This window comes from Sphingomonas sp. HMP6, from assembly GCF_013374095.1.
Classification (GTDB): domain Bacteria; phylum Pseudomonadota; class Alphaproteobacteria; order Sphingomonadales; family Sphingomonadaceae; genus Sphingomonas.
Genome location: NZ_AP022672.1, coordinates 2,453,447 through 2,466,770, shown reverse-complemented (window position 1 = coordinate 2,466,770; position 13,324 = coordinate 2,453,447). Strand labels below are relative to the sequence as shown.

The window sequence follows — 13,324 nt, the reverse complement described above, 5'->3', positions numbered from 1 at the left end:
GATTTTTATGCGGAAGCTTGCCGTTGCTATGGCGCTTGCCTCCACTGCTCTCGTCGCCACACCAGCCCTCGCACGCGACAACGCGTGGTACGTGGGTGTCGAAGGTGGCGCCATGATCGTGGAAGACATTAAGTTTGATATCGGTGCCGTCCGTCAGGGTGGAACCGTCGATCACAATTACGGGTACGACGTCGATGGCGTCATCGGTTACGACCTGGGTCGTTTCCGGCTTGAAGCCGAAGTCGGCTACAAGGCGGCAACGATGGATTCGTACCGCACGACGGTAACGACGCCGGTGCTGAATTCGCTTGGCCGTCCGGCCGGCGTTAATCCGGGTACCTTCGACTATGTCGGTGGCCGCAGTTCGGCTCTGAGCTTCATGGTCAATGGCCTCGTCGATTTCGGTGATGACGACGGCATCCAGGGCTTCGTCGGCGGTGGTGTCGGTGTTGCTCGCGTCAAGGAACGTGCGCAGCTCAACACGCGTCAGAACTTCCTGGACGATAGCGACACGGTTTTCGCCTATCAGGGCTTGGCCGGTGTTCGTGCGCCGATCACGAAGCATATCGATGCGTCGCTGAAGTATCGTTTCTTCACCGCGGACAACGTCAAGCTGGTCAACGTTGCGGGAACGTCGTTCAACGGCAAGTTCCGCACGCACAGCCTGCTCGGTGGTCTGACCTACAACTTCGGTGAGCCAGCGGCACCGCCGCCGCCGCCGGTTGTCGAAGCGCCGCCGCCGCCGCCGGTTGAGCCAACGCCTCCGCCGCCTCCGGTTGCAACGCCGTGCTCGCCTGGTCCGTTCATCGTGTTCTTCGAATGGGACAAGTCGGACGTTACGCCAGAAGCAGCAGCCATTCTGGACGGCGCGGTTGCGCAGTATCAGAATTGCGGTAGCGCAAGCGTCATGCTGGCCGGTCACGCCGATAAGTCGGGTGCGCCCGCTTACAACGTCGGCCTGTCGCAGCGTCGCAATGAGTCGGTTCAGGCTTACCTGGCCGCGCATTCGATCCCCGCTGGCGTCATCACCTCGGAAGCGTTCGGCGAAAGCCGTCCGCGCGTCGAGACTGCTGACGGCGTGCGTGAGGTTCAGAACCGTCGCGTCGAAGTCACTTACGGTCCGGGTTCGGGCAACTAAGCCCTACCCGACCTTAAGGTCGAGAAATCGGGGAGATCAGCCACGGCTGGTCTCCCCTTTTTCGTTATTTTTGCGGAGTGGCTCGGTCGCAGCGCGATATCGCATGCACGTCCTCGACTGGATCGTGTTGCGCCGCACACAGGGCTGGCATTTGCCAAGTGATCGGTTAGAGCGAACGGCGATATTGTGGCGAACGACCAAAAACGACGGTGGGTCGCCTGTGGCGGAATAAAGGGAGCATCATGCGGATTACGATGATCGGCTCGGGCTATGTCGGCCTGGTCTCTGGGGCATGCTTTTCGGATTTCGGTCATGACGTGATTTGCGTCGACAAGGACGCGAGCAAGATCGCCGCGCTTGAAGCGGGCAGGATGCCGATCTTCGAGCCGGGCCTGGACACGCTGGTCGCGACCAACGTAGCGGCGGGACGGTTGAAATTCACCACCGACCTAAAGGCAGCAGTGGCCGGGGCCGATGCGGTATTCATCGCGGTCGGCACGCCGTCGCGCCGCGGAGATGGCCATGCCGACCTGAGCTATGTTTTCGCCGCGACGCGCGAAATTGCCGAGGCGATCGACGGCCCCGTGGTCATCGTGACCAAATCGACCGTCCCGGTCGGTACTGGCGACAAGGTCGAAGAAATCCTGAAGGAGCAGGCTGGCGATTTTCCAATCGCGGTCGTTTCCAACCCGGAATTCCTGCGCGAGGGTGCCGCGATCGGCGACTTCAAGCGCCCCGACCGAATCGTGATCGGCACTGAAGATGCGCGCGCGCAGCAAGTGATGCGCGATGTGTACCGTCCGCTCTATCTCAACGAAAGCCCGATCCTGTTCACCGGACGGCGCACGTCCGAACTGATCAAATATGCCGCCAATGCTTTTCTGGCGACCAAGATTACCTTCATCAACGAAATTGCCGATCTGTGCGAAGCGGTCGGCGCGAACGTGCAGGATGTGTCGCGCGGGATTGGGCTCGATAACCGGATCGGTTCGAAGTTCCTGCACGCAGGCCCTGGCTATGGCGGGTCGTGCTTCCCCAAGGATACGCTCGCCCTGCTCAAGACCGCCGAGGATTATGAAACGCCGGTTCGGATCGTCGAGGCGGTGGTGCAAGTCAACGACACGCGCAAGCGCGCAATGGGGCGCAAGGTCATCACCGCGCTCGGCGGCGACGGCGTTAGCGGGGCGCGGGGCAAGACCGTGGCGGTGCTTGGCCTGACCTTCAAACCCAATACCGACGACATGCGTGACGCGCCGAGCCTCGCGATCGTGCAGAGCCTGCTCGACGCCGGAGTCAGCGTGCGCGCGCACGATCCGGAAGGGATGGAGATCGCCAAGGGCATGATGCCCGAGATCGCCTATTGCCGCGATGCGTATGAAGCGGCGGCGGGGGCCGACGCGGTCGTGATCGTAACCGAATGGGATATCTACCGTGCGCTCGACCTCAAGCGGCTGGCGGGCACGATGGCCGCACCGGTGATGGTCGATCTGCGCAACGTCTATCCGCCGAGCGACGCGGAAAAGGCGGGGTTTGCGTATTCATCGATCGGGCGGTGAAGCCAGTCCCTTCCTTTGGGGAAGGGGATCAGGACTCGGCGCTTTGGGCCAGCGCCCCGACCAGCCACCCCGGCACCAGCGCATCCCCCAGCGCCTCGACGCGGCGTAATTCTACCATCAGGCCGAGCTCCGGATAGGTGGCGCGCGTGCGCTCGCCGGGGTCGCCGAGCGGGGCTACGATCAGACGGCGGTTGACCTTGGCGCGGTGGTGCATCCGGGCGGTGTTTTCCTGGCCGACGTAACAGCCTTTGGTGAAGCTGACGCCGTGCAGTTCGCGCGCGTTGGTTTCGAGCCATAGCGTCTGGTCGCTGCCGAGTTCGGCAACACCCTCGGTAACGCCCAGCGCCAAACGGTGCGCGTGCCAGCCGCCGACGGGTTCGCCGGGCGCGCCGAGCCAGCGATAGCCGAGTTCGGAAAGGCGGGGGTCGGAAAGGCGGGGGTCGGAAACGCCCTCACCCCCGTTCGGCGACCAGTGGACGGCGATGTCGGTGCGCTCGATCGTGATCGCGCGGCGCAGGCGGTAGAGTGTCAGGCGACGGGCGAGGGCGTCGGCAGCGCCGGCTTCGCAATCGATCAGGATCGCGCTTGGGTCATCCGGGTCAGCCCACAGGATGAAATCGAACAGCGCCTTGCCTTGCGGGGTGAGCAGGCCGCCATATTGCGGCGCGCCCTGGGAGACGCTGGCGGTGTCCTGCGTGACAAGGCCCTGCAGGAAACCGCGGGGGTCATCCCCCGAGAGGCGGAGGACTGCGCGATCGACAAGGGTGGTTGCGGCCATGGGTCATAGCTAGGCGTGGCGCGGGGCACCCGCAATGGCGCTACGGTGTGCGGCTGGCGATTCGCGTGGACGCGCGCTAGGCAAGGGTATGACCGAACGCCTCACGATCCGCCGCCCCGATGACTGGCATGTGCATTTGCGCGACGGCGCGATGCTGCACGCGGTCGTGCCGCATACCGCGCGGCAGTTCGCGCGCGCGATCGTAATGCCCAACCTCGCGCCCCCCATCACGCGGATCGCCGATGCCGAAGCGTATCGCGCGCGGATCCTGGCGGCGGTGCCCGAGGGGATGGATTTTACGCCGTTGATGACGTGCTATCTGACCGACGCTGCCGATCCACAGGAAATTGAGCGTGGTTTCGCACAGGGCGTGTGGGCGGCGTGCAAGCTGTATCCGGCGCACGCGACGACCAATTCGAGCCACGGCGTTACCGACATCCGCGCGCTGCGCACGGTGCTCGAAACGCTGCAGCGAATCGGCATGCCGCTGTTGATCCACGGCGAAGTGACCGACCGTGAGATCGACATTTTCGACCGCGAGGCGGTGTTCGTCGAACGTACGCTCGCCCCGCTGGTGCGCGATTTTCCGGCGCTGAAGATCGTGTTCGAACATATCACCACCGCCGAAGCGGTCGATTTCGTGACCGCGAGCGGGCCGATGGTCGCCGCGACGATCACGCCGCAGCACCTCCACCTCAACCGCAATGCGTTGTTCGACGGGGGATTGCGGCCGCATGCGTATTGCCTGCCCGTGGTGAAGCGCGAGCGGCACAGGCTGGCGGTGCGCGCGGCGGCGGTGTCGGGATCGCCGGCGTTTTTCCTGGGCACCGATAGTGCGCCGCATGAGATCGATCGCAAGGAGGCGGCGTGCGGCTGTGCGGGGATTTTCAACGCGCCGTACGCGATCGAAAGCTATGCGGCGGTGTTCGATGAGGAAAGCGCGCTCGACAAGTTCGCGGGGTTCGCCTCCGAACATGGTCCACGATTTTATGGCCTGCCGCTCAATACCGAGACGGTGACGCTTGAGCGCGCCGGACAGCGCGTGCCCGATCGGATCGGCGAGGGCGCGCTGGCGCTGGTGCCGTTTCATGGCGGCGAGACGATCGGATGGCGGTTGGTCGATTAGGCCGGATCGTGGGGGCGACCGCACGGCCGCCCCCGCATCCTTATTTCCGGCCGCGCAGCGTGTTGTAGAGCGCCAGGCCCAGCGTGCCGACCAGCGCCGCGGTCGCCCAGGGCTTCTCACGCGCAAAGCTGCGCGCCTGATCGAGGATCGGACCGGGGCCGGCCGCAATCGCATCCTGCGCAGCGCCGATCACCTTGTTGACCCCGCCGGTCATTTGATCGGCGATGCCGTCGCGCTGCAAGCTGCGGTCACCGAGCGCGTCGCCCGCGGCTTGCTTGAGGCTGCCACCAACGTTCTGCGCATCGCCCTTGAAACCCGTCGAGTTCATCATGCTGTCCCTTCGTTCCGTCCGGCCCGCCGAGGATCGACGGGCAAGGTCAGACGCGCAAACGGATGACGCGCGCGATAGTGCCATGCGCGACTGCAGGTGGGGATGTTGCGAGATGGGGAGACGCTATTTTTCGGTGAAGCGCTTCACCTTGACTGGCAAATCCTTGCCCTTGGTGCGGCGCGAGGGGATCTGCACCGGGTGTTTCTTCTTCCACTGGGCATAGGTCATCGGGCCGTCGGGGGTGTCGATGATCGTATCGTCGATGCTCATGCGCGCGCACTCCGGGGCTTGAACGGCCAGTCGATGACCGCACCGGCGAACAACGCCCACCACACGATCACGGGTTGAAATGCCAGACGCGGGATATGGTACCACAGGCTCAATCCGCCAGTGCCATGCGTGACGTAATCGACCGCGTGCTTCACGTTGGCCGGATAGACGCACACCGCATACGCCGCCAGCAGCACCCCCGCCCACCAGCGCAGGCGCGGCACGAACAGGCCGATGGCGCCTGCCACTTCGCACAGGCCGGTGAACAGGATCACCTGCGCGGCGTAAGGCACCCAAGGGGGGGTGATGCCGAGGAACGGGGCGGGGTTGAGGATGTGGAGCACGCCCGCGACGAGATAAGCGACGGCGAGCAGGACACGGAGGATTTGGCGGGTGAGCGGCATAGGGGCGAGCTTAGGCGCTTACGGGGACGCGGGCAAAGCCCGCGTCGTCGACCGGGGCAAGCCCCGTCGGCCGGGCTTGCGCGAGTCAGTCGGCGTCGCCGCCTGCCGCGCTGCGCCTTAAAACGGGAACCACTTCGATTTGTGGCTGAACTTCATATAGCCGACATTGACGCCCTGCCGCCAGCCGACGCCGAGCCGGATCGGGATCACCACGATGTTCCCGCGCCGCAGATAGGATGCGGTAAACCCGCCAATGACGTACAGCCGACCCTCCGCCGCCGGGAAGCGGTGATAGAGTTCCTCCGAATCGTATAAATTGTAGACCAAGACGAAGACCTTGTTGGCATCGCCGCCAAGATCGAACCCAACCGAGGGCCCAGTCCAGTAGACGGGCTGCTGACCCTCGACCTTGTGAAACATCGTCCCCTTGCCATAGCGAAGGCCGACGACAACCGCGCCCGATGCTTCGCGTCCAGCGATATAGGCATTGGGGCGGCCCTGTTCCTTGAGCGTGCGTTCGAGAATGCCGGCAAGCCCCGCCGCACCCTTGCCGAACGTGCCCTCGGCAGCACTCAGCAATTCCTGTTGCTGAAAGGTCTGGCTCGCGGCCGATTCGGCACCTGCCCCATCGCGGGCGACTGTTTGTGCGCTTTGCTCGCCCATTGGGGGCGCTTGTGCAGGGCCGGTCGGCACCGGCGCATTCGATTGCGGGGCGTCGGGGTAGCGCCGGGCGTCTGGGTCGGTCGGTGTCGCGGCGGGCGCTGCCGGATAGCTGGTCTGCGGTGCGCTGGTCGATCCACGCGCTCGTAAATCCGCATCGATCGTTTGAGTGGGATCGATCGTGCGCACTTGCTGCGCGGCAAGCGGCGCGCTGGCCGTTACGACCGCGAGGGCGAACATGAGGCTCGCTCGCCCATATCCAATCGCTATCCGCCGCATCACCGTCTCCCCCGGAAATTCAAAGACGGAGCGTAGCGCCGTGGAGCCTGTCCCGACAATGAACGGCGCGGCATCGGCGCGACCAAGCGAGTCGATTTCGCGCCGAGCGCCCGTGTGATGCATGGTTGATCACGGACGCCGGCGCGGCTATAGCGCCACTTCGCTGTGATCCGGAGACGTGGGTGAGTGGCTGAAACCAGCGGTTTGCTAAACCGCCGTGGGGGGTTTACTCCCACCGAGGGTTCGAATCCCTCCGTCTCCGCCAATATCCTTGAAATCAGTGATGCGCCCGCTGGGCCACGATGCCGCCTCCGCCGGATCGCCACGCTGCTCGCACAAGGCGAGACGTCGGTCGGCGCAATAGAGGCGTTGACCCGCATCAGCCGCCTTCCTCGCTGCGTTGGCGCGGACCGCTCCAATCGAGATGGCGGCGCGCGCCGAGCGCCGAGCGTTCGGCAGCATCGTCGGCGCGCGGTTCAGCCGCCATGTTCGCCAGGATCCTCTAGCTCCTTGGTTTGTGGCCGCACCCGGCCACGACCGTCCGTCATGAGTGTCGCCGCAAGCACCGCTGGCGCCAGCAGGATTGTTCGATATGTCAGCCTGGCATCATCGAGCCCGTGTCGATGAAGCGCTGATGCCAGGACAGCGCTTCGCCGGGTAAGGAGGGGGATTGCTGGCCATAGGAACCGTCACGCGCCCGGCGGTAATAATCGGCCAGCGCGGGCCGATAGTCGGGATGCGCACACTTCTCGATGATGACGGCGGCCCGCTGTTTTGGGCTGAGGCCGCGAAGATCGGCCAGTCCCTGCTCGGTGATCAATATCTGGACGTCCTGGCTGATATGATCGACGTGGCTCGCCTGTGGCACGATCGCGGAAATCTTGCCGCCCTTAGCGGTCGAAGGCGTCATGAAGATGGAAATATAGGCGTTGCGCGCAAAATCGCCCGAACCGCCGATGCCATTCTGGATCCGCGATCCCATGATGTGGGTCGAATTGACGTTGCCATAGATGTCCGCCTCGATCAGGCCGTTCATCGCCAGGCAGCCAAGCCGCCGGATCAATTCTGGGTGATTGCTGATTTCCTGCGGTCGCAGGATCATCTTGTCGCGATAGCGCCCCATATCGGCATTCAGTCGCATCGCCGCGTCGGGACTGAGCGAAAAGGCGGTGGCCGAAGCCATGCGTAACCTGCCCGAATCGAGCAAGTCCAGCATCCCGTCCTGGATCACCTCGGTATAGGATGTCATGTCCTCGAACGGACCTGTCACCAGCCCGGTCAGCACCGCATTGGCGATATTGCCGACCCCCGATTGTAGCGGCAGCAGCGACGCGGGCAGCCTTCCCCTGGCGACCTCATGGCGGAAAAATTCGATCAGATGCCCGGCAATGGCGTGCGCCGCCGCATCCGGCGCCGCAAAGGGCAGGTTGCGATCGGGTGCGTCGGTTTCCACAATCGCGATGATCTTGTCGGGATCGCACCGAAAATAAGCCTCGCCGATGCGGTCGTCCGCCCGCACGAGAGGTATCGGAATACGGTGGGGCGGCAATGCGGTGCCATAATAGATGTCGTGCATCCCCTCGAGCGCAGGGTTCTGCCAGCGATTGACCTCAAGGATCACGCCTTCAGCGCGATCGAGCCAGGTCTTGTTGTTGCCCACCGAGGACGATGGGATCAGCGATCCGTCGGCGCGAATGCCCGAAACTTCGATGACCGCCACGTCGAGCGGCCCGAGAAAGCCCTGCCACGCCATCGGCGCGACCTGGCTAAGGTGCATGTCGAAATATTCCATCTCGCCGCGATTGATCTTCTCTCGCGCGATCGGATCGGAATTATAGGGCAAGCGGAACTCGATTCCGTCCGCCTTGGCCAGCGCGCCATCCAATTCGGGGCCGGTCGACGCGCCCGTCCAGACGCGGCAGCGAAACGGATCGCCGGCAGCGTGTGCCGCTTCGATCCGCTGTGCCAATGCGAGCGGCACCGCCTTGGGATAGCCCGATCCGGTGAACCCGCTCATGCCGATCGTCATGCCGTTGGAAATCAGGCTGGCCGCCGCATCCGCATCCATGATCCGATTTGCGAACCTGCTATCGGCAATGCGGTTTCCGTTCACGTCAAACTCCTTGTTTTGAGGCGGCATTCGACTGTTTAGCAGCGCACCATCCCCGCGCGGCGATGGTCGTCGCGGGCGTCGCGATTCGAATGCACACCGCCTGGGCTATTTCGCGCCGAAATGCTCGCAGAGAAATTCCATCAGGTTTTTTCGGTATAGGCGGCGGCCTCCATATCGTGCCGAGACGAATAGCGTCGACGGGGATGCCGGTGATCAACGCGGTTGGATCATCGCGTGTGGCGGTGGCCGCCTTCGGGCTGACGAAAGCGCGCTTCACGGTGCCGATCCTCTGTGCCGCCCTCTCCCTTCACCGACGCCGCCGAACGGCAAGCGGCGTTGTGGCGGTCATTGCCCTAGCCGCGGCTCGGCGCTGCCCAGGTCGCGATGACATCCTTGGTCGCGGGATTGTCGATCGCCACATCGTCAAAGGTCACGGCGACCAGACAGACCGGACGCTGCTCCTTGCCCGCCGGCTGTCGGCAACGCACCGTCGCCCCTTCGGGAAACCGGGTGATGCGCCCGCGAAGCCGAACGCGCAGGCCCTGGTCGATCCTGAGATCGTCCTGCTTCAATCTGGTCACGCTTTCATAGGGCTTGCCGCCCCGCCGCGCGCTTCGCGAATCCTCATCGGTAAAGACTTGCGCGAGCCCCAGCGTCTGGCCGGGCAGCGTCACCGGATCGGTGCCGCGCTGCGCGCTCGGATCGGCCTCGCGTGCGCAAGTCTCCTGCGACGACCACGGGCGGGTGACCCAGAAGCCCTCAATGGCCTCGCTCGCCGCGGTCGGCTCCCCCCCGCTGCCTTCCGACGATTGCGCGTGAAGCCATTCCTCCGGATCGAAGGCGACCGGCGCGACGGAGATGCGCAGCGAGGCCGTCTCGCTGTCGTAGCGCCATCGGAACGGCTCGATACTGTCGCCCGATACTGGGCCGTCGCAGCCGAACGGCAGATAAATTTCGAAACGCTGCGCATCGGCCGCGGTGACACTTAGGGGCATAGGTTGCCCCGCCGAGGCAGCGTCCGCAGCCGCATTGGCGATCCCGATTACGTCGCCCCGCGCGAGCACCCGCACGACCGGCTTCGCGGCTGCTTCAGGCGGTGCCGCAGGCGCAGGCGACGGTATTACGACCGTTGGCGGAGCCTCCGGCACGGTGCTCCGCCCGAGCAGAAATCCGCCCCCGCCGAGCAGGACAACGGCCGCGACCGCGCCGGCGAAGGCGAGGCGACTGGTGCGGGGCGACGGCTCATGCATCTGAAGACGATAGCAAAATTCGCGCAATGCTCCATAGCGCAAGCGCTAAAGGTGAGGATGAGCAGCGTCGGAAGCAAACCGACGATGAGGGACGCATGACGATCGATCAACTCATCACCCTGTCGGTCCTGGCACTCGTCGTGGCCGCGCTGATCTGGGACAAGGTTCGCGCCGACGTGGTTGCGCTGGCCGGTGCCGCCGTGCTGTTGATGACCGGCGTGGTCCGTCCCGTCGACGTCCAGGGCGCGTTCGCCAGTCCCGCCATCATCGCGCTCGCTTCGCTGTTCGTCATTTCCTATGCGCTCGAATTGTCCGGGCTGCTCGATCGTGCGATCGAGGCTGCGGTCGCGATGTGCCAAAGGCTCGGGGCGACCGGCGTGTGGCTGCTGCTGGGGGTCGCGGGGCTTCTGTCGAGCGTGTTGAACAGCACGCCGATCGTCGTCTTGACCGCCCCCGTCGTCAAGGATGTCGCCGCGAGTCTGCACTTGTCGGCGAAACGCTTCCTGATGCCGCTGTCCTACATCACCATCCTTGGCGGATGCTGCACGCTGCTCGGCACCTCGACCAACCTGCTGGTCGACGACATGGCGCGGATCGCGGGGCAGAGCCGCTTCGGCATCTTCGAGATCACGCCCGTGGGCGTTCCGGTCGCGCTGGCGGGGGGGCTGTATCTGCTGCTGTTCAGCGGGAAGCTGATGGGCACGCGGATGCTCGATCCCGACGATAGCTTGCCGGATGCGCCGATCGTGGCCGCGGGAGGACAGATTGGCGACGCCGAAGTCTTCGCCGAACGCCGTCCGCTACAGCCGATAAAGGCCGGCATCGCGCTGGCGACGTTCGTGGGCGCGATCCTGCTAGCGGCCTTCAATGTCGCACCGATCGCGGCAACGGCGTTTGCGGGCGCGGTGCTGCTGATCCTGCTGCGCGTCATCTCGGCCGACCAGGCATATGGCGGATTGCGCCCGCAGATCCTGATCCTCATCGCTGGCATGGTCGTGCTCGGTATCGCGATGGCGCAGAGCGGGCTGGCGAGTGCTGCCACCACGACGCTGATCGCCTCGCTGAAGAGGGTGAGCCCGCTGACCGCGCTCATCGTGCTCTATGGGCTGACGATGGTGCTGACCGAACTGCTCTCGAACGCGACCGTGGCGGTGCTGGTCACGCCGGTGGCCGTGGCACTGGCAGAAAGCCTCGGCGTAAGCCCGCGCCCCTTTCTCGTCGTGGTCATGATCGCGGGCAGCGCATCGTTCGCGACGCCGTTCGGTTACCAGACCAACGTCATCGTCTATCAGCTCGGCCGGTATCGCTATACCGATTTCCTGCGGGTCGGCCTGCCGCTCAATTTGATTACGGCGGCCGTTGCGATCGCCGCGACCCAGACATTCTTTCCGTTCTGACCATCTGTCGGCGGCGCCTGGCCGCGCAGGCGGATCAGCGTTCGCCGAAAAGTTCGCGCTGCGCTTTCTCCAGTTCCTCGGCATAGCGTCGCCGGACATAACTTTCCGACACGATGCCAAGGACGCAGCGATCGCTGGAAAGCACCGCAAGTTCGTCGGTGCGCGCTTCGTCGAAACTCGCCATCACTGCCGCGATATCCATATCCGGCGTGAGGACCAGCGCGTGACCTGTCGCCAGCGTCGCGACGCTCGCCTCCGGTTCAAGCCCCTCTGCATACGCGGTCGGCACCACCACGATTCCGGCATAGGCATCTTGCGCATCGGTCAGCACGACCCGGCTGGTCGATCCGAGCGGGAAGGCGCGTCGAAACTCCGCAATGGAAATCGCTGCTGGCGTCGCGCGCGTTTCCTTGCGCATCATCCGTCCGGCGGTGAGCGTCTTGACCCATCCGACATCGCGCGCACTCTTGATCGTCTCGCCGCGCAAATGCAGACGCCAAGTCGAGAAGGAATAGCCGAACAGTTCGCGCACGATCGCCGATGCGACCAGCGATGCGGCTATGACTGCTCCGGTCAGGGAAAAATCATGCGTCGCCTGCAATACCAGCATCGCCATGGTCATCGGGCCACCGACAACGGCAACCGCGAAGGCTGCCATGCCGACCAGTGCAGCGTTGCGCGGATCGATCACGACATGACCCGCCACCAGCGCCAGACTATCGGCGAATAAGTGGCCGATCAGCGTGCCGAGAAACAGCGACGCAAAGAACAGCCCCCCGCGAAACCCGAAACCGAGCGAGATAATAGACGCGGCACTCTTGGCGCACAGCACGAGCACAATGAAGCCGATCGACGCGCCAACCGCCAGATCGGCATGGAGCGCACCGTGGCCAGCGGACAGCACTTGGGGCGAAACGATCGCGACCGGAATCAGCAGCAGACCGCCGACGATGGGGCGCGCCCAATCAGGTAGCCAGCGTTGGCGCGACCCGCGCTCGACCAAGGCCACGGCGCGCATCAGCGCGATGCCGAGCAATGCGCAGATCGCACCCAACCCACCGTAAATCAGATAATGATGCGTCTCGACGAGCGTGTTGGATGCGACATCGATCAGATATGGCTGAACGCCAAAGAGTTGGGCGACCAGCGCACCAGCGAGTGCGGCTGCCGCGACCGGGGCGATTGCCGCCGGCGAATAGGTGCCGATGACGATCTCAAAGGCGTAGAATGCACCGGCGAGCGGTGCTCCGAATGCTGCCGCGATTGCGGCACCCGCCCCGGCACCGACCAGGGTTCGCTGGTCCGCGCGTCGTAGCTTCAGCCAGCCCCCGAGAACCGACGCAGCCGCACCCCCCATTTGGGCATAGGCCGCTTCGAGCCCGACCGAAGCGCCGAAGCCATTCGACAAAATCGTCTGGCCAGAGATGACCAGGCTGTCGGGCAGCGACATCCGCCCTCCATGCAGCGCATTCGCCTCGACGGCGTCGATGAGGCGGCGCTTGCGTGCGCGCGTTGCGAAACTGAACAGCGCGAGCACCGCGCCGCCGAGCGGCAAAACCGCGAGACTGGCCAGGCTCAACTGACCGATGGCGCTCAACCGTGTATCGGCGGGAAGCGCGAACAGCAGATGCTGCAGCGTGCGCGCAAGCGCGCCCAGCACAACGCTGAGGAGCCCCGCGCCCGCGCCGACGGCGATCGCCAGCACGATGAACGACGCTTCGCTTGCGCGCAGCCAGCCGCGGAAATCGCGCGCCGCGACGCGGGCGCGTGCACCTGAGCGAGCAAGTACGGAGGCAGCGGGCCGCGCGGGCGTCATGAAACAGACGCTGACACCCGGTGCCCTGCGGCACGCCGTGGCGGCGTCGCCACCAGACAGGCACCGTCGAACACCATCGGAATCGTCATCCATTGCCCCATATGCAGCCCGGTTCGTATCGTGACCTGAATGCGTTGCGGATCCGGCTCGCGGAAGATTTCCACCGCGAAACGCGCGCAGCCCTAGCCGATCGGGAACGCTCCTAC

Annotated in this window: 13 protein-coding genes and 1 tRNA gene; 5 read left to right on the top strand and 9 right to left on the bottom strand. The window is 64.7% G+C overall.

From position 1 onward, the window contains the following. The first annotated feature begins 7 nt into the window (after positions 1-7). Positions 8-1,138 (top strand): OmpA family protein, encoded by a 1,131-nt coding sequence (locus HMP06_RS11895; RefSeq protein ID WP_232089637.1) that lies wholly within the window; start codon positions 8-10, stop codon positions 1,136-1,138. 242 nt (positions 1,139-1,380) lie between these two features. After that, positions 1,381-2,694: a UDP-glucose dehydrogenase family protein gene (locus HMP06_RS11890; RefSeq protein WP_176497265.1), complete on the top strand. Its 1,314-nt coding sequence runs from the start codon at positions 1,381-1,383 to the stop codon at positions 2,692-2,694. A 28-nt stretch (positions 2,695-2,722) separates the two neighbouring features. Here the strand turns inward: HMP06_RS11890 and ygfZ are convergent, their stop codons facing one another. Beyond that, positions 2,723-3,472, bottom strand: a complete 750-nt coding sequence (gene ygfZ, locus HMP06_RS11885) for a CAF17-like 4Fe-4S cluster assembly/insertion protein YgfZ (protein ID WP_176497264.1) — start codon at positions 3,470-3,472, stop codon at positions 2,723-2,725. An 88-nt stretch (positions 3,473-3,560) separates the two neighbouring features. Here ygfZ and pyrC point away from each other — a divergent pair, with 88 nt between their 5' ends. Further along, the gene (gene pyrC / locus HMP06_RS11880; RefSeq protein ID WP_176497263.1) at positions 3,561-4,598 is read left to right on the top strand and encodes a dihydroorotase; all 1,038 of its coding nucleotides are present in this window, start codon (positions 3,561-3,563) and stop codon (positions 4,596-4,598) included. Between the two features lie 40 nt (positions 4,599-4,638). Here the strand turns inward: pyrC and HMP06_RS11875 are convergent, their stop codons facing one another. The 4 genes from HMP06_RS11875 to HMP06_RS11860 form a co-directional block, all read right to left on the bottom strand. Continuing rightward, positions 4,639-4,929, bottom strand: coding sequence for a CsbD family protein (locus HMP06_RS11875; RefSeq protein WP_232089635.1), 291 nt, complete (start codon positions 4,927-4,929; stop codon positions 4,639-4,641). Positions 4,930-5,052: 123 nt separating this feature from the next. Beyond that, positions 5,053-5,199, bottom strand: coding sequence for a hypothetical protein (locus HMP06_RS11870; RefSeq protein ID WP_176497262.1), 147 nt, complete (start codon positions 5,197-5,199; stop codon positions 5,053-5,055). Further along, a complete protein-coding gene (locus tag HMP06_RS11865; protein WP_176497261.1) occupies positions 5,196-5,603 on the bottom strand; it encodes a DoxX family protein in 408 nt (135 codons plus the stop codon). The genes HMP06_RS11870 and HMP06_RS11865 overlap by 4 nt, the downstream gene beginning before the upstream one ends. Positions 5,604-5,720: 117 nt before the next feature. After that, a complete protein-coding gene (locus HMP06_RS11860; RefSeq protein WP_232089633.1) occupies positions 5,721-6,503 on the bottom strand; it encodes an EipA family protein in 783 nt (260 codons plus the stop codon). A 211-nt stretch (positions 6,504-6,714) separates the two neighbouring features. Between HMP06_RS11860 and HMP06_RS11855 the strand changes: the two genes are divergently transcribed. Then, a tRNA-Ser gene (locus tag HMP06_RS11855) sits at positions 6,715-6,807 on the top strand. A 330-nt stretch (positions 6,808-7,137) separates the two neighbouring features. Here HMP06_RS11855 and HMP06_RS11850 read toward each other — a convergent pair. The 3 genes from HMP06_RS11850 to HMP06_RS11840 form a co-directional block, all read right to left on the bottom strand. Further along, positions 7,138-8,682 carry an acetyl-CoA hydrolase/transferase family protein gene (locus HMP06_RS11850; RefSeq protein WP_443026483.1) on the bottom strand — a complete coding sequence of 515 codons (1,545 nt, stop codon included), beginning with the start codon at positions 8,680-8,682 and terminating at the stop codon, positions 7,138-7,140. After that, the gene (locus HMP06_RS11845) at positions 8,657-8,932 is read right to left on the bottom strand and encodes a hypothetical protein (RefSeq protein ID WP_176497259.1); all 276 of its coding nucleotides are present in this window, start codon (positions 8,930-8,932) and stop codon (positions 8,657-8,659) included. The genes HMP06_RS11850 and HMP06_RS11845 overlap by 26 nt, the downstream gene beginning before the upstream one ends. Positions 8,933-9,008: 76 nt before the next feature. After that, on the bottom strand, positions 9,009-9,905 hold the full coding sequence (locus HMP06_RS11840; RefSeq protein ID WP_176497258.1) for a hypothetical protein: 897 nt from the start codon (positions 9,903-9,905) through the stop codon (positions 9,009-9,011). A gap of 95 nt (positions 9,906-10,000) precedes the next feature. Between HMP06_RS11840 and HMP06_RS11835 the strand changes: the two genes are divergently transcribed. Then, positions 10,001-11,302: an SLC13 family permease gene (locus HMP06_RS11835; protein WP_176497257.1), complete on the top strand. Its 1,302-nt coding sequence runs from the start codon at positions 10,001-10,003 to the stop codon at positions 11,300-11,302. A gap of 34 nt (positions 11,303-11,336) precedes the next feature. Here HMP06_RS11835 and HMP06_RS11830 read toward each other — a convergent pair whose 3' ends face one another. Then, positions 11,337-13,211: a chloride channel protein gene (locus HMP06_RS11830; RefSeq protein ID WP_232089631.1), complete on the bottom strand. Its 1,875-nt coding sequence runs from the start codon at positions 13,209-13,211 to the stop codon at positions 11,337-11,339. Positions 13,212-13,324 lie beyond the last annotated feature (113 nt).